This window comes from Catellatospora coxensis (assembly GCF_016862635.1).
Lineage (GTDB): Bacteria > Actinomycetota > Actinomycetes > Mycobacteriales > Micromonosporaceae > Catellatospora > Catellatospora coxensis.
Window position 1 is genome coordinate 1 of sequence record NZ_BONI01000018.1, and the last position, 18,122, is coordinate 18,122.

At 72.1% G+C, this 18,122-nt stretch carries 17 protein-coding genes; 12 read left to right on the forward strand and 5 right to left on the reverse strand.

Annotated elements, in window-relative coordinates:
- Together Cco03nite_RS12770 and Cco03nite_RS12775 are read right to left on the reverse strand one after the other, a co-directional pair.
- Nucleotides 1-822: ABC transporter permease (locus Cco03nite_RS12770; RefSeq protein ID WP_203692262.1), on the reverse strand; the 822-nt coding region annotated here is incomplete at its 3' end.
- Between the two features lie 2 nt (nt 823-824).
- The gene (locus tag Cco03nite_RS12775; protein ID WP_203692263.1) at nt 825-1,988 is read right to left on the reverse strand and encodes an ABC transporter substrate-binding protein; all 1,164 of its coding nucleotides are present in this window, start codon (nt 1,986-1,988) and stop codon (nt 825-827) included.
- A 228-nt stretch (nt 1,989-2,216) separates the two neighbouring features.
- On the opposite strand from Cco03nite_RS12775, the gene Cco03nite_RS12780 reads away from it, so the two are divergent.
- The 6 genes from Cco03nite_RS12780 (at nt 2,217) to Cco03nite_RS12805 (ending at nt 8,212) form a co-directional block, all read left to right on the forward strand.
- On the forward strand, nt 2,217-2,951 hold the full coding sequence (locus Cco03nite_RS12780) for an SDR family NAD(P)-dependent oxidoreductase (RefSeq protein ID WP_239167330.1): 735 nt from the start codon (nt 2,217-2,219) through the stop codon (nt 2,949-2,951).
- A 92-nt stretch (nt 2,952-3,043) separates the two neighbouring features.
- Nucleotides 3,044-3,538, forward strand: coding sequence for a (2Fe-2S)-binding protein (locus Cco03nite_RS12785; RefSeq protein WP_203692264.1), 495 nt, complete (start codon nt 3,044-3,046; stop codon nt 3,536-3,538).
- A gap of 3 nt (nt 3,539-3,541) precedes the next feature.
- Nucleotides 3,542-4,546 (forward strand): FAD binding domain-containing protein, encoded by a 1,005-nt coding sequence (locus tag Cco03nite_RS12790; protein WP_203692265.1) that lies wholly within the window; start codon nt 3,542-3,544, stop codon nt 4,544-4,546.
- A complete protein-coding gene (locus Cco03nite_RS12795; RefSeq protein ID WP_203692266.1) occupies nt 4,543-6,774 on the forward strand; it encodes a xanthine dehydrogenase family protein molybdopterin-binding subunit in 2,232 nt (743 codons plus the stop codon). The genes Cco03nite_RS12790 and Cco03nite_RS12795 overlap by 4 nt, the downstream gene beginning before the upstream one ends.
- Before the next feature lie 154 nt (nt 6,775-6,928).
- On the forward strand, nt 6,929-7,396 hold the full coding sequence (locus Cco03nite_RS12800) for a hypothetical protein (protein WP_203692267.1): 468 nt from the start codon (nt 6,929-6,931) through the stop codon (nt 7,394-7,396).
- 132 nt (nt 7,397-7,528) lie between these two features.
- Nucleotides 7,529-8,212 carry a response regulator transcription factor gene (locus Cco03nite_RS12805; RefSeq protein ID WP_203692268.1) on the forward strand — a complete coding sequence of 228 codons (684 nt, stop codon included), beginning with the start codon at nt 7,529-7,531 and terminating at the stop codon, nt 8,210-8,212.
- 30 nt (nt 8,213-8,242) lie between these two features.
- Here the strand turns inward: Cco03nite_RS12805 and Cco03nite_RS12810 are convergent, their stop codons facing one another.
- Nucleotides 8,243-9,373 (reverse strand): acyltransferase family protein, encoded by a 1,131-nt coding sequence (locus Cco03nite_RS12810; RefSeq protein WP_239167331.1) that lies wholly within the window; start codon nt 9,371-9,373, stop codon nt 8,243-8,245.
- Between the two features lie 141 nt (nt 9,374-9,514).
- Here Cco03nite_RS12810 and Cco03nite_RS12815 point away from each other — a divergent pair, with 141 nt between their 5' ends.
- Both Cco03nite_RS12815 and Cco03nite_RS12820 read left to right on the forward strand, forming a co-directional pair.
- Nucleotides 9,515-11,953 carry a tetratricopeptide repeat protein gene (locus tag Cco03nite_RS12815; protein ID WP_203692269.1) on the forward strand — a complete coding sequence of 813 codons (2,439 nt, stop codon included), beginning with the start codon at nt 9,515-9,517 and terminating at the stop codon, nt 11,951-11,953.
- Between the two features lie 186 nt (nt 11,954-12,139).
- Nucleotides 12,140-12,889, forward strand: coding sequence for a MerR family transcriptional regulator (locus Cco03nite_RS12820; RefSeq protein WP_203692270.1), 750 nt, complete (start codon nt 12,140-12,142; stop codon nt 12,887-12,889).
- Nucleotides 12,890-13,109: 220 nt separating this feature from the next.
- On the opposite strand, the gene Cco03nite_RS12825 is transcribed toward Cco03nite_RS12820, so the two are convergent.
- Both Cco03nite_RS12825 and Cco03nite_RS12830 read right to left on the reverse strand, forming a co-directional pair.
- Nucleotides 13,110-13,883: a GNAT family N-acetyltransferase gene (locus tag Cco03nite_RS12825; protein ID WP_203692271.1), complete on the reverse strand. Its 774-nt coding sequence runs from the start codon at nt 13,881-13,883 to the stop codon at nt 13,110-13,112.
- Between the two features lie 37 nt (nt 13,884-13,920).
- Nucleotides 13,921-14,403: an RrF2 family transcriptional regulator gene (locus tag Cco03nite_RS12830; protein WP_239167349.1), complete on the reverse strand. Its 483-nt coding sequence runs from the start codon at nt 14,401-14,403 to the stop codon at nt 13,921-13,923.
- Nucleotides 14,404-14,498: 95 nt separating this feature from the next.
- Between Cco03nite_RS12830 and Cco03nite_RS12835 the strand changes: the two genes are divergently transcribed.
- From Cco03nite_RS12835 to Cco03nite_RS12850, 4 genes are all read left to right on the forward strand, one after another.
- A complete protein-coding gene (locus Cco03nite_RS12835; protein ID WP_203692273.1) occupies nt 14,499-15,251 on the forward strand; it encodes an SDR family oxidoreductase in 753 nt (250 codons plus the stop codon).
- Nucleotides 15,252-15,335: 84 nt separating this feature from the next.
- Nucleotides 15,336-16,097 (forward strand): SDR family NAD(P)-dependent oxidoreductase, encoded by a 762-nt coding sequence (locus Cco03nite_RS12840; RefSeq protein ID WP_203692274.1) that lies wholly within the window; start codon nt 15,336-15,338, stop codon nt 16,095-16,097.
- Between the two features lie 17 nt (nt 16,098-16,114).
- Nucleotides 16,115-16,744, forward strand: coding sequence for a cysteine hydrolase family protein (locus Cco03nite_RS12845; RefSeq protein WP_203692275.1), 630 nt, complete (start codon nt 16,115-16,117; stop codon nt 16,742-16,744).
- Between the two features lie 78 nt (nt 16,745-16,822).
- Nucleotides 16,823-18,061 carry a WD40 repeat domain-containing protein gene (locus Cco03nite_RS12850; protein WP_203692276.1) on the forward strand — a complete coding sequence of 413 codons (1,239 nt, stop codon included), beginning with the start codon at nt 16,823-16,825 and terminating at the stop codon, nt 18,059-18,061.
- Nucleotides 18,062-18,122 lie beyond the last annotated feature (61 nt).

An 18,122-nucleotide genomic window follows, 5' to 3' on the forward strand; every position in this document is an offset into this window, starting at 1 on the left:
GGCGACACCCTCCTGCCCGATCAGCACGTTGCCCGACAGGGCGTCGGCGATCTGCAGGGTGACCAGGGGCAGCACGCTGCCGACCATGGCCGCGGCGGTGGCGTACGCGGCGAACGCGGTGCCGAACAGCAGCACGAAGCCGCCGAGCAGCGACGGCCCGAGCACGGGCAGGCCGATCAGCCGCCAGAACTGCCAGCCGGTGGCGCCGCAGTTGGCGGCGGCTTCGCGCCACTGGGGGCGCAGCCCGTCCAGCGCGGGGGCGATGACCAGCACCATCAGCGGGATGAGGAAGTACAGGTAGACCACGGCCAGCCCGGCGGGGGTGTAGAGGCTCCACCTGGCCTCGGTCAGGTGCAGCAGTTCGGTCATCACGCCGGAGATGCCCAGGGTGGCGATGAACGCGAAGGCCAGCGGCACGCCGCCGAAGTTGGCCAGCACCCCGGAGGCGGTGACGACGAGGTTGCGCAGGCCGGGCAACCGGCTGGCGACGACGGCCTGGGCGAGCAGCGTGCCGAGCAGCACACCGAGCGCGGCGGTGACCAGCGACAGCTTGATGCTGCTGGTGAGCGCGTCGAGGTAGGCGCCCTGCACGGAGCGGGTCAGGTTGTCGGCGGTCAGCGTGGTGGTGCCGGTGGCGCGGTCGGTGACGGTGACCGCGCCGACTCCGACCGCGATCATCGGCAGCCCGAAGAAGACGGTGACGAAGGCCAGCAGCGGCAGCGCGGCCAGGGTGGCCGAGCTACGGCGGGCCCCCGCCCGGCCGGACGCCGTGGGGGCGGCGTCCCGCACGGGCGGGGACACGGTGGTGACGGCGGTCGGCATCGTCAGCCGGCCAGGGCCTTGGCCCAGTTCGCGACCAGGTCGGCCTTGGCCTTGTCGTTCTGCGCGGGGGTCGGGAAGCTCGGCTCGCCGTCGACCTTCGGCAGCGCGGCGACCAGGTCGGCCTGCGCCGTACCGTCGGTGATCATGCCGGGCAGCAGGACGGGGCGGGCGAAGCCCTTCAGCCACAGGTTCTGGCCCTCGGCGCTGTAGAGGAACTCCTCCCACAGCCGCGCGGCGGCGGGGTGCGGCGCGTCGAGGTTGACGGCCTGCGCGTAGAAGTTGGCGTACTTGCCGTCGGCGGGGATGGCGACCTTCCAGTCGATGCCCTTGGCGGCGAACTGCTTGGCGTACCCGGCGTTGAGGTAGTCCCAGTCCAGGCTGATCGGGGTCTCGCCCTTCTCGACCGTGGCCGGGGTCGACTCCACCGGGATGAAGTTGCCGGACTTGTTCAGCGCGGCGAAGAAGTCGATGCCGGGCTGGATGTCGTCGAAGCTGCCGCCGTTGGCCAGCGACGCGGCGTACACCGCGGCGATCGCCGCCCCCGCCTTGGTCGGGTTGCCGTTGAGGGCGACCTTGCCCTTGTACTCGGGCTTCTTGAGGTCGGCGAAGGTCTGCGGGCAGACCGCGACGCGCTTGGCGTCGCAGCCGATCGAGACGTAGCCGCCGTAGTCGTTGAACCAGCGGCCTTCGGCGTCCTTCTGCGCGGCCGGGATCTTGTCCCACGCGGCGACCTTGTACGGGGCGAACAGGCCCTCCTGCGCGCCGCTGATGGCGAACGCGACACCGAGGTCGAGCACGTCGGGGGCGCGGTCCTGGCCCTTGAGGGTCTTCACCGCGGTGAGCTCGTCGGCGCTGGAGCCGTCGGGGTTGTCGTTGTTGACCTTGATGGCGTACTTCTTGCTGAAGGCCTCGATGACCTCGCCGTAGTTGGCCCAGTCCGGCGGCAGCGCGATGACGTTGAGCCGGCCCTCCTTCTTGGCAGCGGCGATCAGGCCGTCCATGCCGCCGAAGTCGGCGAGCGAGGTGGCCTTGCCGGCGGCGACACCGGAGGCGGTGGCCGGGGCCTCCTCCTTCGCACCGCACGCGGCGGCGGCCAGGGCCGTGGTCAAGGACAACGCCAGCACGGCGGCCAGGCGGCCGGTCCGGCGGGGGAAAGCGGGGAACATCTGCTGGTCTCCCAGGTGGGTCGGATCTGCGAGCGGACCCAGTAGGCACGCCCAGGATGTCGGCGAACTGAACTGCGTGACATCAATCGGCCGCGCCGGACTGAACAAGCCAGGCGACGAGCACGGAACGTGTGCGACGTCACCGGCCGGCTGGCGTGCCGTTCCGTCTCGTGGTCGGCCTGCGGGCCGGACCAGGCCGCCGCCTGCGGCACTGGCATGATCGCGGCCGTGACGACACGCGTAGCCCTCATCACCGGCAGCTCCCGCGGACTCGGCCGGGTCATCGCCCGGCGGCTGGCCCGGGACGGCATGGCCGTGGCCGTCAACGGCCGGCAGGAGAAACCGCTGGCCGAGCTGGTCGCCGAGATCAGCGCCGAGGGCGGCACCGCGGCCGCGTTCCCCGCCGACATCACCGACGAGCAGGAGGTGGCGCGGCTGGCCGAGGCGATCGCGGCGCGGCTGGGCCCGGTGGACGTGCTGGTGCTCAACGCGACCGGCCCGCAGCCCGAAGCCCTGATCGCCGACGCCGACCGGGCCGCGTTCGAGGCGCAGCTGGCGTTCTTCGTGCACAGTCCCGTGCTGCTGGCGCGGGCGCTGACGCCGGGTATGACCGAGCGCGGCTTCGGCCGGATCGTGCACCTCGACTCGGAGGTCGCCGACCGGCCGCAGCCGGGCTGGTCGGCGTACGCCACCGCGAAGAACGCCCAGATCGGCCTGGCCCGCGCCTGGGCGCGCGAGCTGGCCCCGCACGGCATCACCGTTAACAGCGTCGCGCCCGCCTGGATCCCGGTCGAGCGGCACGCGGGCTCCACCGTGGACGGCTACCTGGCTACGGTGCCCGCCGGGCGGATGGGCACTCCGGAGGACATCGCGCACGTGGTCAGCTTCCTGGCCTCCGAGGGCGCGGGCTTCGTCACCGGGCAGCGCATCGTCGTCGACGGCGGCCGCAGCCTGCACGCCTGAGCGCCGCCCCGGTCGCGATCCCCCGTTGGCGCTCCGGTCGACCTGGTTTGTCATAAAATCGGGTGATGTGCCGACCCGCGCAAGGGGGCGAGATGGCTGCCACGGAACCGGTGTACGAGGTGGAGCTGTCGTGCGCGGTCAACGGGGAGCCGGTGCACGTGCGCGTGGACACCCGGGAGTCGCTGCTCGACCTGCTGCGCGAGCGGCTCGGCGTGACCGGCGCGAAGAAGGGGTGCGACCACGGCCAGTGCGGCGCGTGCACGGTGCACCTCGACGGGCGCCGGGTGGTGTCCTGCCTGACGCCCGCGGTGCAGGCGGCGGGCGCGGACGTGACCACGGTCGAAGGCGTGGCCGGGCCCGACGGCGAGCTGCACCCGCTGCAGCAGGCGTTCATCGACCACGACGCGCTGCAGTGCGGCTACTGCACCCCCGGTCAGATCATGTCCGGGCTGGCCTGCCTGGCCGAGGGCCACGCGGGCGACGACGACGAGGTGCGCGAGTACATGAGCGGCAACCTGTGCCGGTGCGGCGCCTACGCGGGCATCGTCGCGGCCGTGCGCGCCGTCGCCGAGCAGCAGGGGCGCTGAGGCGTGCGCCCGTTCGCGTACACCACGGCCGGGACCGCGGTCGAAGCCGTCGCCGCGCTCGCGGCGGCCGGGCCGGGGGCACGGCTGCTGGCCGGCGGCACGACGCTGTACGACCTGATGAAACTGGAGATCGAGACGCCGCCCGCGGTCGTCGACGTGCACCGGGTCGCCGACCTGGCCGGCTTCGACACCTCCGGCGAGCGGGAGCTGGTGTTCGGCGCGGGCGCGCGGATGGCCGACGTCGCCGAGGACGGCCGGCTGCGCCGTGACTACCCGGCGCTGACCGAGTCGCTGTGGCGCGCGGCGTCGCAGCAGCTGCGCAACATGGCGACCCTCGGTGGCAACCTGCTGCAGCGCACCCGCTGCCCGTACTTCCGGGGCGGGGAGCCGTTCGCGTGCAACAAGCGCCGGCCGGGCAGCGGCTGCGCCGCTCAGGAGGGCCTCGACCGCTCGCACGCGCTGTTCGGCGGCAGCGACGACTGCATCGCGGTGTACCCGGGCGACTGGGCGACGGCGCTGGTCGCGTTCGACGCCGAGGTGGACGTGCTCGGGCCGGGCGGCGCGCGCAGCCTGCCGCTGGCGCGGCTGCACCGCGAGCCGGGCGACACCCCGCAGCTCGAACACACTTTGGAACCGGGCGAGCTGATCACCAGAATCCGGGTGCCGGTCACCCCGGCGGGCCGCGGCTCGGCCTACCTGAAGATCCGCGACCGCGAGTCGTACGCGTTCGCGCTGGTCTCCGCGGCCGTCGCGCTGACCGTGGACGGCGACGGCCGGGTCGGCGAGTGCCGCATCGCCGTCGGCGGCGTCGCCACCCGCCCGTGGCGGGTCCCCGCGGCCGAGCAGGCGCTGCGCGGGCAGCCGGTCAGCGACGCGAGCGCCCGCGCGGCCGGCGAGGCCGCGTTCGCCGGCGCGCGGCCGGGCCGCCACAACGCGTTCAAAATCGAGCTGGGTACGCGTACCGTCGCCGACGCGGTGCGCGTGGCCGCGGGCAGGGCCGTCCGATGAGTTCGCCGCACGCCGACGTCCAACCCGTCGACACCCGGCGCGTCGACGCCCGCGAGAAGGTCACCGGCGCCGCCGTGTACGCCACCGACCTGCACCCCGACCAGCTCGCGCACGCCGTGCTGGCCACCGCGACCGTGGGCCGCGGCCGCATCACCGGACTGGACACCGCGGCCGCCGAAGCGGTCCCCGGCGTCCTGCTCGTGCTCACCCACCTCGACCACCTGGACCTGCAGTCCCCCGGGTTCGTCATGGGCGGCGGCTACGGCGTGCAGAGCCTGCAGCCGCTGCTCGACGAGCACATCGCCTACCGGGGCCAGGCCGTCGCGCTGGTCGTCGCCGAGACGCTGATCGCCGCGACCCAGGCCGCCAAGCTGGTCCGGGCCGACTACGAGCCGGAGCCGTTCGCCGTCACCCTCGACTCCCCCGGCGTCGAGCGGCTGTCCCAGCCCGCGGTCATCCCGCTGCCGTTCCTCGCCGACCTCGACGTCGGCGACGCCGAGAGCGCGTACGCCGCCGCCCCGGTGCAGATCGACGCCGTCTACGACCAGCCGGCCCAGCACCAGAACCCGATGGAGCTGATCGGCGCGACCGTCTGGTGGCGCGGCGACACCGTCGTCGTGCACGAGGGCACCCAGAACGCCTCCGCGATCCGCCACGGCCTGGCCCGCCAGCTCGGCATCGACCCGGCGAACGTCGAAGTCGTGTCCCCCTACACCGGGGGCGGGTTCGGGCAGAAGAACTCGCTGCAGATCCACATCGCACCCCTGGCCGTGGCCGCCCGCCGCCTCGGCCGCCCGGTCAAGCTGGTGGTGTCCCGCACCCAGCTGTTCCACCACACCAGCTTCCGGCCCGCCAGCCGGCACCGGATCCGGCTGGGCGCCGACGAGCACGGCCGGATGCTCGCCGCGCTGCACGACGTCGAGCACCAGACCTCCCGGTTCGACCTGTTCCCAATGATGTACACCGAGACCACCGCCCGGCTGTACGGCATCGGCGACTTCCGCGGCCGGCAGACGTTCGCCCGGATGGACACCCAGTCGCCCGGTTTCATGCGCGCCCCGTTCGAGCACCCGGGCGTGTTCGCGTTCGAATCCGCCGTCGACGAGCTCGCCTACGCCGCGCAGCGCGACCCGCTCGAATTCCGCCTCGCCAACGACACCACCGCCGACCCCGTCACCGGCGAGCCGTTCTCGTCCCGCCACCTGGCCCAGTGCCTGCGCCGCGGCGCGAAGCTGTTCGGCTGGAGCGCCCGGCAGTGGCAGCCGGCCAGCATGCGCGCCGACGACGGGTCCCTGGTCGGCTGGGGAGTCGCCGCCGGGGCGTACCCCGCCTCGATCGTGCCCTCCGCCGCGCACCTGGTGGCGAGCGCGGACGGCCGGATCCGGGTCGGGGTCGACGGGCACGAGATGGGCCAGGGCATCCGGTCCGCCATCGCCCTGCTGGTCGCCGAGAACCTGGGCCTCGACGTACGGCATGTCGAGATCACCGTCGGCGACACCCGCGTCGCCACCCAGCACCTGACCGCCGGCTCCTGGGGCACCGCCTCCACCCTCGGCGCGGTCCACGCGGCCCTGCGCGAACTGCGCAAACAGCTCGGCGCGGACGTCAGCGGCCCGGTGGACCTGGCGGCCGCCGTCGGCGCGACCGGCCGCGAACACGTCGAGTCCCGCGCCGAGACGCTCGGACCCGGGCAGACCGAGCAGGACGCCGAGCGGGCCCGGCAGGGCCTCGTCGCCCTCGCCGGACCGGAGTTCACCGGGTACAGCACGTTCAGCTGGATCGCCCACTTCGTCGAGGTGCGCGTCGAACCGACGACCTGTCGCATCCGGGTGCCCCGCGTCGTCAGCGTCGCCGACTGCGGCCGGGTGGCCAGCCCCGTCACCGCCGCCAGCCAGGTGCGCGGCGGCATCGTCTGGGGCATCGGCGCCTGCCTGCGCGAAGCCGGCGAGGTCGACCCCCGGTACGGCGGCTGGCTCAACGCGAGCCTGGAGGAGTACCCGGTGCCGGTCAACGCCGACATCGGCACCCTCGACGTCGACTTCATCGGCGAGCCCGACCTGCGCTTCCACCCCGTCGGGGTCAAGGGGCTCGGCGAGGTCAGCATGGTCGGCGTCGCCGCGGCGGTCGCCAACGCCGTCTACCACGCCACCGGCGTACGCCACCGCCGCCTGCCGATCCGCATCGAGGACGTGCTCGCCGGGACGGGTCTTCCTGAGCCTCGCCTGTGAACGCTGAACCGCAGATGTGCGCAATACACGCATCAAGCGGTATATCTGGCACAGCCCAGCCCTCTTACCAGCAGGATCGAAGGTTCTTCTTGCGCTCCGTCGAGCAAGGCGCGGCAGCGTCGGAGACTCACCGATCGCAAGGAGGCGAGCTCTCATGATGAAGTTCTCGAAGAAGACCCTGGTCACGGTCGGCGCCGCAGGAGTACTGGCGCTCGGCATCGCGGCGCCCGCCGCGGCGTGGGCGGCCGAGGACAGCGGATCCGCGTCCGCCGGGACCTCCGCGCAGGGCAAGGACAAGAACGGCCAGCGCGCCGAGCATCAGCAGAAGCTGGCCGAGGCGCTCGCGAAGGAACTCGGCATCGACCAGGCGAAGGTCTCGGCCGCGCTGGAGAAGGTGCAGTCCCAGCTGCGCCCGGACGGCAAGACCGGCAACAGCAAGACCCGCGACGGCAACGCCGCCGACCGGACCGCGCAGCTCAAGGAGCGGCTCGCCGCGGCCGTCAAGGCCGGCAAGCTGACCCAGGCCGAAGCCGACGCGATCATCAAGGCGACCGAGGCGGGTGTCCTCGGCGGCCACGGCCACTCACCGGACCGTACCTCCTCCAGCGAGTCCGGCAAGTGACCCGGCGGGCGGCGTCCGGTGAGGGGGATACTCCGGACGCCGCCCGCAGCGGCACCCGATCCAGGCTGTGAGCACGGCGTGAGCGCACCGGCTCATGCCCCGCTAACGGGGCATACGATGAACTGTCCCCTGATGGCACGCGTACTGCTGATAGACGACCACCGCCCCGCCCGCGACGGCCTGCGCGCGGCGCTGACCCGGCACGGGCACATCGTCGAGACCGCCGACAGCGGCGAGCAGGGCCTGGCCCGGCTGCGGGGTTTCGCCGCCGAGGTCGTCGTGCTCGATCTCGCGCTGCCCGGCATGGACGGCTTCGACGTGTGCCGCCGGCTGCGGGCCGAAGGCGACCTGCCGATCATCGTGCTGACCGCCCGTGACGACGACATCGACGTGGTCGCGGCACTGGAGGCGGGCGCGGACGACTACGTGGTCCAGCCGGTGCACGCCCGGATCGTCGAGGCCCGCATCCGCGCCGTACTCCGCCGCGCCCGCCGCGGACCCGCCCGGCCGGCCGGCTCGGAGCAGCACGGCGCGCTGAGCATCGACCGGGCCTCGCTCTGCGTCGGCAAGGCGGGCCGGCGCGTCCGGCTCGCCCCGACCGAGATGCGGCTGCTGCTCACCCTGTCGGCCGAGCCCGGCCGCGTACACAGCCGCCGACAGCTGCTCGAAGCCGTCTGGCAGCACGACTTCCTCGGCGACTCCCGCCTGGTCGACGCCTGCGTCCAACGCCTCCGCGCCAAGATCGAAGACTCCCCTGCCAGCCCGGTGTTCGTCCAGACGGTCCGCGGCTTCGGCTACCGGTTCGGCCCGGTGTGACGCCCTCGATCGCCCGCGGATCACGCGACCTCAGACTCGGACACCCGGCGCGGTGGACCGGGTCGGTTCGGCCGCCGGGGTAGGCGGGGTTCGTCGCGTCGTCCACTCTGGCAGCTCGAACAGCCACGACGCGCCCAGTGCGCGCAGACCGCGGTGGATCAGCAGGCACAGTGCGATCACGACCGCCGACAGCACCGCCGGGTAGACCAGTGCCGACACGAGCTGGCCGGTGAAGCCGAGGTTCGAGATCGGGTCGTGGAGCAGCAGGTGCAGCAGCGCCAGCACCGGCATGTGGATCACGTAGATCGGGAGGGTGCGGCGTCCGAGGGCGGCGAGCAGGCCACCGAGGGCGGGAAGGCGGGCGAGCCGGGCGGCGGCGGTGATGCCGAACGCCACCGCGATGAGCCCGACGGCGAGCCATACCCCCGGCCAGCGCTGTGCGCCCGCGGCGGCCATGGCGATCAGCGCTCCCGCGTAGGCGAGGAAGGAGCCGGTGAGGCGGCGGGTGGTCGCGGAGTCGGCCCAGCGTTCGATGTGCGGGCGCAGGTGGACGCCGGCGAGGAAGAAGACGAGGTTCTGGTACAGGCCGCCGCGGTCGCCGGGAGTAGCGAGCAGGCCCGCCGCGGTGATCGCCGACAGGGTGGCCGCGGCGGTGAGCACCGCGGCGCGGGGCAGCCGGTGCAGGGCTTTGGCGATGACGAAGTAGACGGCGAGGGCGTACAGGTACCAGAGGTTCGACGGTGTGACGGTGAGCTGTGCCAGCAGTGCGAGGGCGGAGTCGGCGCGGGCGGTGGCGAAGCCGGGGGTGGCGCTGAGGATCGCGGTGTGGATCAGGAGCCAGGCGGTGTACAGGTAGAGGAACTTGGCTATGCGGGATCGTGCGGTCTGCCGCCAGGGCCGGGCCAGGGCCGTGGTCGCGAAGACGCCGGAGATGGTGAAGAACAGCGGCATCCGCAGTGGGAGCAGCTGCTCGCCCAGGGTGCCCCAGGCACCGGGCAGCGGGATGCCGATATGCCAGTCGACCTGCAGATAGTCCTTCATGACCACGTGCCACAACACGACGAGGACGATGCAGGCGCCCTTGGCGGTGTCCGCCCACAGCGCGCGTGGGCGAGGCTCTTGCAGCGACTTCGCAAGCGACGGGGTGAGTTCTGTTCGCACGCGGCAAAACTGCCGACGCCATGTCCGCGCCTATCGCGCAACATGTCACAAGACCGTCACAACGCCGCGATTCTGGGTTCGCCAACCCATTCCCTGCCATCCGGAGGCGGCGATCGGCATTACCTGGGAACCTGCCCCGCCTTGCTCACCGACATCGACCGGTCGCCGCGCATGGAATTGCCATTACTTGATTTGATCTTGGCTCAATGCCAATGTGGACGCATGCGACCGCGTCGATCCCTTTGGGCGGCGCTCGCCGCGCTGACAATGCTCGCCACGGTCGCAGCGGCGGTCTCGGCAGAGAGTTTGGGCACGCCAGGTTGGCTCGCGGCAGCGGCCGGCGTTCTGGTCACGATAACCCTATCGGTGATCGGATGGCTGCTCGAACGTCAGAACGGCCAGGAGGCACCGTCGACGAAGCCCGAACCGCGCCGACGCGTCCCCGCTGTCCATGAAGTTCGCGACCGGCTCACCTTCAACATTCATGCCGCGATTCCGCTGAACGAGCCGGCTTCTGAAGCATTGTCCGATGTGTACCCGACGTACATTCAACGCGATATAGACATCACGTTGCGGGCTTGGCTGAAGGAACGGACCCACGACGCGGGACTCGTCGTACTCGTGGGGCCAACCGCGGCGGGCAAAAGTCGCACCCTTTTTGAGGCGCTTCACGCCGAGCTGCGCGACTGGCGGCTACGCATGCCCACCAACGGCACCGAACTCGATGACCTGATCCGCCACGAACCGAACCTCGACAGCACCGTGATCCTGCTGGAAGAGATGCAGGACTATTTCACCTCCCAGCCGCTGACCGCCCACAGGGTCAAGTCCCTGCTATTAGGCAAGGCCGGGCGTGTGCTGATTGCCGCGACCATCCGGCCGGTCGACATCGAGGCCATCGTCGGGCCACAGACCGGAATCGCACAGGAGATGAACAAAGACGCAGACCAGGTCATGAAGATGCTCGCAGACTCCTCGTCGTGGCGGCCCGGTGGGGCAGAGCGGGCCATCCGACTCGACCTGAAGCCGCACCTGAGCACAACAGAACAGGCGCGGGCGGCCGAGGTGGCACAGCGCGATCCGCGGGTAGCCCAGGCGCGGGACCGCGCCAGCGAGCACGCGGTCATCCCGACACTGGCCGGCACGACAGAGCTCATCCGCCACTGGACGGGCGAGGGCAACGAGCAAGGACAGGCGGTCATCACCGCCGCCGTGATCGCCCGGCGCTGCGGCCATCCGGACATCTTGCCGGAAGCGGTCCTGGTCGCCGTCGGCGGCGCCCTGCTGGCTGGACGAAAGGCAGCACCTGACACCGCCGACTGGTTCCCGGCCGCAGCCGGCTGGGCCCAACAACCGGTACGCGGCCAGATCACCGCGCTTCGGCAGGTACGCACCCAGGCGGGCCGCATCGACGGCTACTACGTCTCGGACATTCTCGTCGGGCACTCGATTGACGAACAGCACCCGCATGTCACCGCCGCCCTCGCTGCGGACACCACCTGGCGACAGCTCATCGATGTGGCCACTCACCAAGCCTGTGGCGACATCGGCTCGGCCGCCTACCGTGTCGGCCGACGCGAGATCGCCGAATCGGCGTGGGCCAGAGCCGCAGACCGTGCCGACAAGCCCGCGATGCGCCGTCTCGCGCTGCTGCTCTACGAAAACGGCGAGCGCACTCGAGCACGCTACTGGCTGGACCGCGGCGTGGCCGAGCAGGACCCCGTCGCGATGACATTGCTGGCGTCCATCGAAGACCACGAGGGCCGCCCCGAACGGGCCGAGGCTCTCCTGGCCGAGGCCGTGGAGCAGGGCGACATCTACGCCATGGGCCAGCTCGGCTTCCTGCTGCGCATACACGGCCGCGGAGAGGAAGCCGAAAGCTGGTACGCCCGAGCGGCCGAGAGCGGTGACGCCAACGCCATGACCAACCTTGGGTACGCGTTCCTCCAACGCGATGATCTCGACGGCGCGGAGAGCTGGACCCAGCGCGCCGCCGGCCTGGGTCACGCTGGGGCGATGCAGAACATGGCGGTCATCTGCCGCAGGAAGGGTGACATCACCGGACGTCGCAAATGGCTGCAGCGGGCCGCGGAGACCGGTTATGCGCTCGCGAAAGGCGACAGGCGGCGTATCGACCCATGGCCGGGCGAGGCGGGTGACGAAGGGATCTCGAACTCCATTCTCGAGTACGCCGCCGCCTTGCTCGCCGACGGCGATCCGGACGAATCACTGCTGTGGTATCGCCGCGGCTCGGAGTTAGGCGACTCCCGGTGCGCGGCCGCGGCCGCCGCGCTTCTGGACAGCGACGATCTGCGAGTACGAGCAGCGGAGCTGGCTTATGAGAATCTACGCCTGAACCGAGCGGACCTGCGTGGTTCCTATGGCCATGACGTCGGCGTCGAGCCTCACCTCGCCATAATGCGCACCTATGCCACCACTCTTCGGGCCGCCGGCCACGAGCCCGAGGCTCTGCTGTGGGACGCGCGCGTGAGCCGGCTCGCCGACCCGAACGTGCCTGCCGAAGGCTCGCGCGAGGTCTGGCATCCGGGTTCATGGCGTTGGCGAAGCGAGCCCATATGAGACCTGCGACCACCCTTGTCTAACTCGGCTTGTCGGCTCCGAATCGACAGGTCGTGTTGGCACCGCCTCCACGCCGTGCTTCGCGGCGTGAGCACCGCGTGCACCGACACCGCACAAAGCCGTTGACCTTGACGTTACGTCAACTTCTACCGTGGGCTCACCGACGAGATACGGGAGGCGCGGGCGATGGAGTGGTCGATCCAGGACGTGGCACGGCTGGCCGGGACGACGAGCCGGACCCTGCGCCACTACGGCGAGCTGGGCCTGCTCACGCCCAGCCGGGTGGGCGGCAACGGCTACCGCTACTTCGACCAGGACTGCCTGGTACGCCTGCAGCGCATCCTGCTGCTCCGTGAACTGGGCCTCGGCCTCCCGGCGATCGCCGAGGTCGTCAACGGCGCGCAGCGGGACACCGTAGCCGCGCTGCGTACCCATCTGGACCTGCTCGAACAGGAACGCGAGCGGATCGGCCGCCAGATCGAGTCGGTGAAGACGACGTTGCGCAAGACGGAGGAGGGCGAGCAGCTCATGGCAGAGGAAGTATTCGACGGCTTCGACCACACCCAGTACGAGCAGGAGGTCACCGAGCGCTGGGGCCGCGAGGCCTACCAGCGGGGCGACCGCTGGTGGCGTTCGCTCAGCGACGCCGAGAAGGCGGCGTTCAAGCAGCGGCAGGTGGACATCGCGAAGGCCTTCGCGGGAGCACTCCTGGCCGGGCTGCCCGCGGACGACGACCGGGTGCAGGCGATCACACAGCGGCACTTCGACTGGTTGTCGATCTCGCCGAGCCCGACGAGGGGCCATTTCGTCGCTCTGGGCGAGATGTACGTCGCCGACCCGCGCTTCACCGACGCGTACGACCGGCACGGCACGGGCACGGCAGTCCTGGTCCGTGACGCGATGAAGGTCTTCGCCGAGCGGAATCTCAACGACTGACGGCCATGTGGGGCGGGGTGCGACCCTGCCCCACCGCTGATCACGGCGGTCATGACCAGGTACAGCAGAGCGACCTGCGACAGCAGCGGATGGAATCCGACGGTCCGGAGGGCGTCCTGCCGGAGCCGGCCAGAACCGCACGTGACCGTGTCCCCCACGGCGTTGGCTGCATTCGCGCGACAGTAGTCGACGTCGGCTACGGCCGGGGGCGGCGGCGTTATCAGCCCAGCGGCGGTAGGTCCACGGAGAGCGCCCGGGCGCGCACCTGGAAACCGACGCTGTCGTACAGGCGGCGGGCGTGGTTGCTGTCGGCGACCTCCAGGCCGAGCCGTGGCAGCCCGGCCGCGCGCGAGCCGTGCATCGCGTGCACCAGCAGCGCCCGGCCGAGCCCGAGCCCCTGTGCCCGGGGCGCGACGCCCAGGTTGAGGATCCAGGCGCACTCGTCCTCGGTCCACGGCACGGGACCCGCGCACAGCACGTGTCCGGCGCTGCGCCCGTCGGGCCCGACGACCCGCGCGCAGGCTTGGGCCAGCGGCGGCACCGGTTCGCCGCGTTCGAACATGCCCCGGATCTCCTTGGTGTCTCCGTCCTGCCACGGGCCGTCGGGGTGTCCCGCGCCGTACGCGGCGGCGAGCCCTTCGGCGAGGTCGTCGTCCCAGCCGCCGGCGCGCAGCGTCCAGCCGTCGGGCAGGGCCGGCAGCGGTGGGAGTTCGGCGAGGTAGTGGCGCATGTCGGTGGCGGCGCGGCGCAGCCGCAGCCCGCCGTCGACCAGTGCGCGGGCGAGCGCGTCGTCCGGTGTGGTCAGCCGGCGTCCGGCGAGGTCACGGCGGGCCTGCGCGGCGACCTGGGCGAGGTCCGCGCCGGGCAGCGGCCGTACCCGTTCCGCGAGCAGGGTGCCGTCGTCGTCGCGCAGCCGCAGCCGGGCGAGCGGCGTGCCGTCGTCGGTGTGCAGCAGTGTGGCGCCGGGTTCCCCGGTCTCGGTGCGCAGTGGCATCCGGGCACCCTATCCGGTTGATCTTCAGCCGCGCAGCTCAGATTCGGCCGTCGGGGGTGGTCAGCCAGGCCCGGATGCCGTCGAAGGCGGTCGGGCCGTTGTCGTCGACGACGTCGCGGGCGAGGTCGGCGACGGTCGTCCGGCTCAGCGCGTCGCGCCAGGCGCGGTCGGCGGCGCCCATGGCGCGGGAGATCGGGCAGGGCTTGGTGCAGGCCTCGGCGGGGGTGGCGAGCGGGCCGCGCTGGCGGATCTCGGTGCACACGAAGGTGGGCTGCGCGCCGTCGACGGCCTCGACTATGTCGAGCAGTGTGATGTCCTCGGGTGCCCTGGTCAGGACGTAGCCGCCCGATTTGCCCTGGACGGACCGGACCAGACCGGCCCGGGAGAGGCCCTGGAGCTGCTTGGCTAGATAGGTCCCGGAGACGTCGTGCAGCTCGGCCAGGCGCGCGGCGGGCACCGGGCGGTCTGCGGCGGTGAGCACGACGCAGCAGTGCAGGGCCCACTCGACGCCTGAGGACATTTTCACAAACCCCAGTGTACTTGACCCGGACATGATTTATCCGAGTAGAGTCTCGGACAAGAAACATCCGAGTTTGCGGAAACGGAGAAACCACCATGAAGATCGTCATCATCGGCGGCACCGGCCTCATCGGCAGCAAGGTCGCCGAGCGGCTGCGCGCGCAGGGTCACGACGTGCTGGCCGCCTCGCCCAGCAGCGGCGTCGACACCATCACCGGCGCGGGCGTGGACGAGGCGCTCAAGGGTGCGGACGTGGTCGTCGACGTGGCCAACGGGCCGAACTTCGAGGACAACGCGATCATGGAGTTCTTCCGGACCTCCACCGGCAACGTCATGGCCGCCGAGAAGACCGCCGGTGTCGGGCACCACGTGGCGCTGTCGATCGTCGGTGCGGACCGGATCCCGGACAGCGGCTACATGCGCGCGAAGGTCGCCCAGGAGGAACTGGTCAAGGCCGCCGGCGTGCCGTACACCGTCGTGCGGGCGACGCAGTTCTTCGAGTTCGTCAACGCGATCGCGCACGGCGGCACCCGCGGCGAGGCGATCCACCTGCCGTCGGCGATGATGCAGTCGATCGCCGCCGAGGACGTCGCCGCCGCCGTGGCCGACGCCGCGATGGCCGCCCCGGCGAACGGCACGTACGACATCGCCGGACCGGACAAGATCCGCCAGGACGACATGGTGCGCCAGATGCTCGCCGCCGACGGCGACGCGCGCGAGGTGATCACCGACCCCTCGGCGACCTACTTCGGCGCGGCCGTGACCGACACCTCCCTGGTGCCGCTCGGCGAGGCCCGCATCGGAAAGATCAACTACGCGGACTGGCTGGCCGCCCGCCCCGCCGCCTGACCGAGCCCGCGCCGTGCGCACCCCGGTCCGCCGGGCGTGCGCACGGCGGCTCACCACAGCACACCGCAAGGAGCAGACATCGTCATGCCATCCACCGACCTCTCCTTCGCCGACCGGGTCGTCATCGTCACCGGGGCGGGCTCGGGCATCGGGCGGGCCACGGCGCTCGCCTTCGCCGAGCACGGCGCGCACGTGCTCGGCGTCGGACGCCGCGCGCAGGCCCTGGAAGAAACCGCCCGGCAGCATTCCGGCGTCGTGCCGCTGGCCATCGACGTACGCGCACCGCACGCCGCCGACACCGTGACGGCCGCCGCCGCCGACCGGTGGGGACGGATCGACGTGCTGGTCAACAACGCGGGCATCACCGCGCTGATGCCGCTGGCGCAGGCGACGGCGGAGCGCATCAGCGAGCTGTTCGACGTCAACGTCACCGCCCCGAGCCTGCTCGCCCGCGCCGCCCTGCCACACCTGCGGGAGCACCGCGGCTCCATCGTCAACGTCTCCAGCACGTACGGGCGGCGGCCGCTGTCGGGCGCGTCCCACTACGCCGCGACCAAGGCCGCCGTGGAGCAGCTCACCCGCAGCTGGGCGCTGGAGCTGGCCGCCGACGGCATCCGCGTCAACGCCGTCGCCCCCGGGCCCACCGAGAGCGAGGCGCTCGGCGCGGCCGGGCTGTCCCCCGAGATGCTCGCCCGGATCAAGCAGCAGGAGGCCGACACCATCCCGCTCGGCCGGCGCGGCGAGCCGCACGAGGTCGCCACCTGGATCCTGCGGCTGGCCGACCCCGCCGCGGTCTGGCTCACCGGGCAGATCCTGGCCGTCGACGGCGGCCTGGAACTCATCTGAGGTCACCTGGAGGGACGATGCCTGGCGACGACTACACACCGGGACGCTGCGGGCTGCTGCTGATCGACACTGTCAACGAGGTGTTCGACGCCCGCGGCAAGGGCTACCCGCTGTACCGGGACGAGTTCGAGCGGATCGGCACCTTCGGCAACCTGCGCCGGCTGCTGGCCGGCGTCCGGGACCGCGGCGTGCCGGTGTTCTTCTCCGGGATGTCCTACAGCGAGCAGGAGTACGCCACGTGGGGCCGCCTGACCGGCATCCACCGGGCGATGTTCGACAACCGGCTCTTCGAGGCCGGCAGCTGGGGCACGGAGTTCCATCCCGAGCTGTCGCCGGGTCCGGGCGAGGTGGCGCTCGCCCCGCACAAGAACATCGACGTGTTCGCCAGCACCGACCTCGACGCGCAGCTGCGCCACCACGGCGTGGAGTTCTTCGCCGTCGCCGGGATGATCGGCTCGATGTGCGTCGAGTCGACGGCCCGCAGCGCGATGGAACGCGGCTACCACGTGACGACCATTCCCGACGCCACCGCCTCCGACGCCGGTCCGGCCGCGTACGACGCCATGGTGGCGCGCTATCCGCTGTTCTCGCACGCGACGCTCCCCGTCGACGAGTACCTGCGGGCGCTCGACGCGGCCCGCCGCTGACCCGGGCCTGTCCGGGCGCGGTGATACGGTCCGTGCCGCAGCGCGGCGGCACGGACCGCGCCGGACGGCGGAGGCGGTATGGACGACGCGGCCACACTGGACACGTTGCTCTCCGGTGAGCCCTCGACCGAGGCCTGGGCGCAGGCTGTTCCGCTGCTGGAAGGCGCGTCTCCCGACGGCCTGGCCGCCGCCGGGCGGCTGCTCGGCTGGCCCGCGCGGTGCAGGCCGATGCCCGACCGCTGGTGGGACGAGCAGCGCGCCGGGCAGCACCGACCCTGGCACCGGCTGGCGGCCTGGCGGGAACTCGGCGACCTCGACCACGTGCAGAGCGGCGGCAGCCCGCGGTTCCCCGCCGAGGACGACTTCGCCGGGTTCGGCGAGGGGGCCGTCTCGGTGGCCTGCCCGCCCGACCCGGCCTGGCTGGTGCTGGGCGCGGCGGCCGAGTGGCACCACAACGGCGGCGACATCGTGGTGTGGGGCACCGGCCCGCACACCCCGAGCCGGATGCTCCTCGACGGCAGCGGCTTCCATGACGAGGCGCTGGACGTGCAGCTCAGCCCGGACGGCGCGGTCGCGGTCGCCTCGGTCGAGGGCCGCCTGCACGCCTGGTCCACGCCCGGCGGCGAGGCGCTGTGGGAACTGGACCTCGGTCCGGCGCAGGAGTCGGTCGACACCTTCGACATGGCCCGCATGACGACCCGGATCGGCTTCAGCGGCGACGGCCGCCGGGTCGCGGCCGGCTCCGTGGCGCGCGGGTTGCGCGTCATCGACACCGAAACCGGGCACGTGCTGCTCACGCGGGAGGTCGCCGGCTGCGGCCCGGTGGCGCTCGACCACGCGGGCCGGCTGCTGGCGCATTCCGGCGAAGCAGGCGCGATCGTGGTACGCGACACCGCCTCCGGTGCGTTCACCAGCCACGACACGGGGCTGTCGACGGTGAACGCGGTGGCGTTCGCGGCGGACGGCAGCGGGCTCCTCGTCACCGGCAGCGCCCGCGAGCAGGACGCCGTGGCCGCGGTGCTGCTGGCCTTCGACGGGGACCGGATCGTCGACAGCCGCCCCGTGCGGCCGGCGGGCCTGCCGTCGGACATGTCCGCGCGGTCGCCGCTGGCCGCGGTGGCCACCCGCTGCGTCTGGGGCAGCCACGGACCGCTGGCCTTCGCCGTCGACGACGGCGGCGCCGTGCTGTTCGACGAACGGGGCCGTCTCCTGTGGACCGAGTCCGGCCAGGTCGCGGGAGGCTTCTCCCCCGCGGGCGACGTGCTGGCGCTCGTCGGCGACACCGTCACCGCGGTGTTTGTAGAAGGGCTCCGCTGACGCGCGGCGGCCACGGTCCGGAACGATCGGCAGCGGGCTGCCGAGCACTCCTGACCGTGGC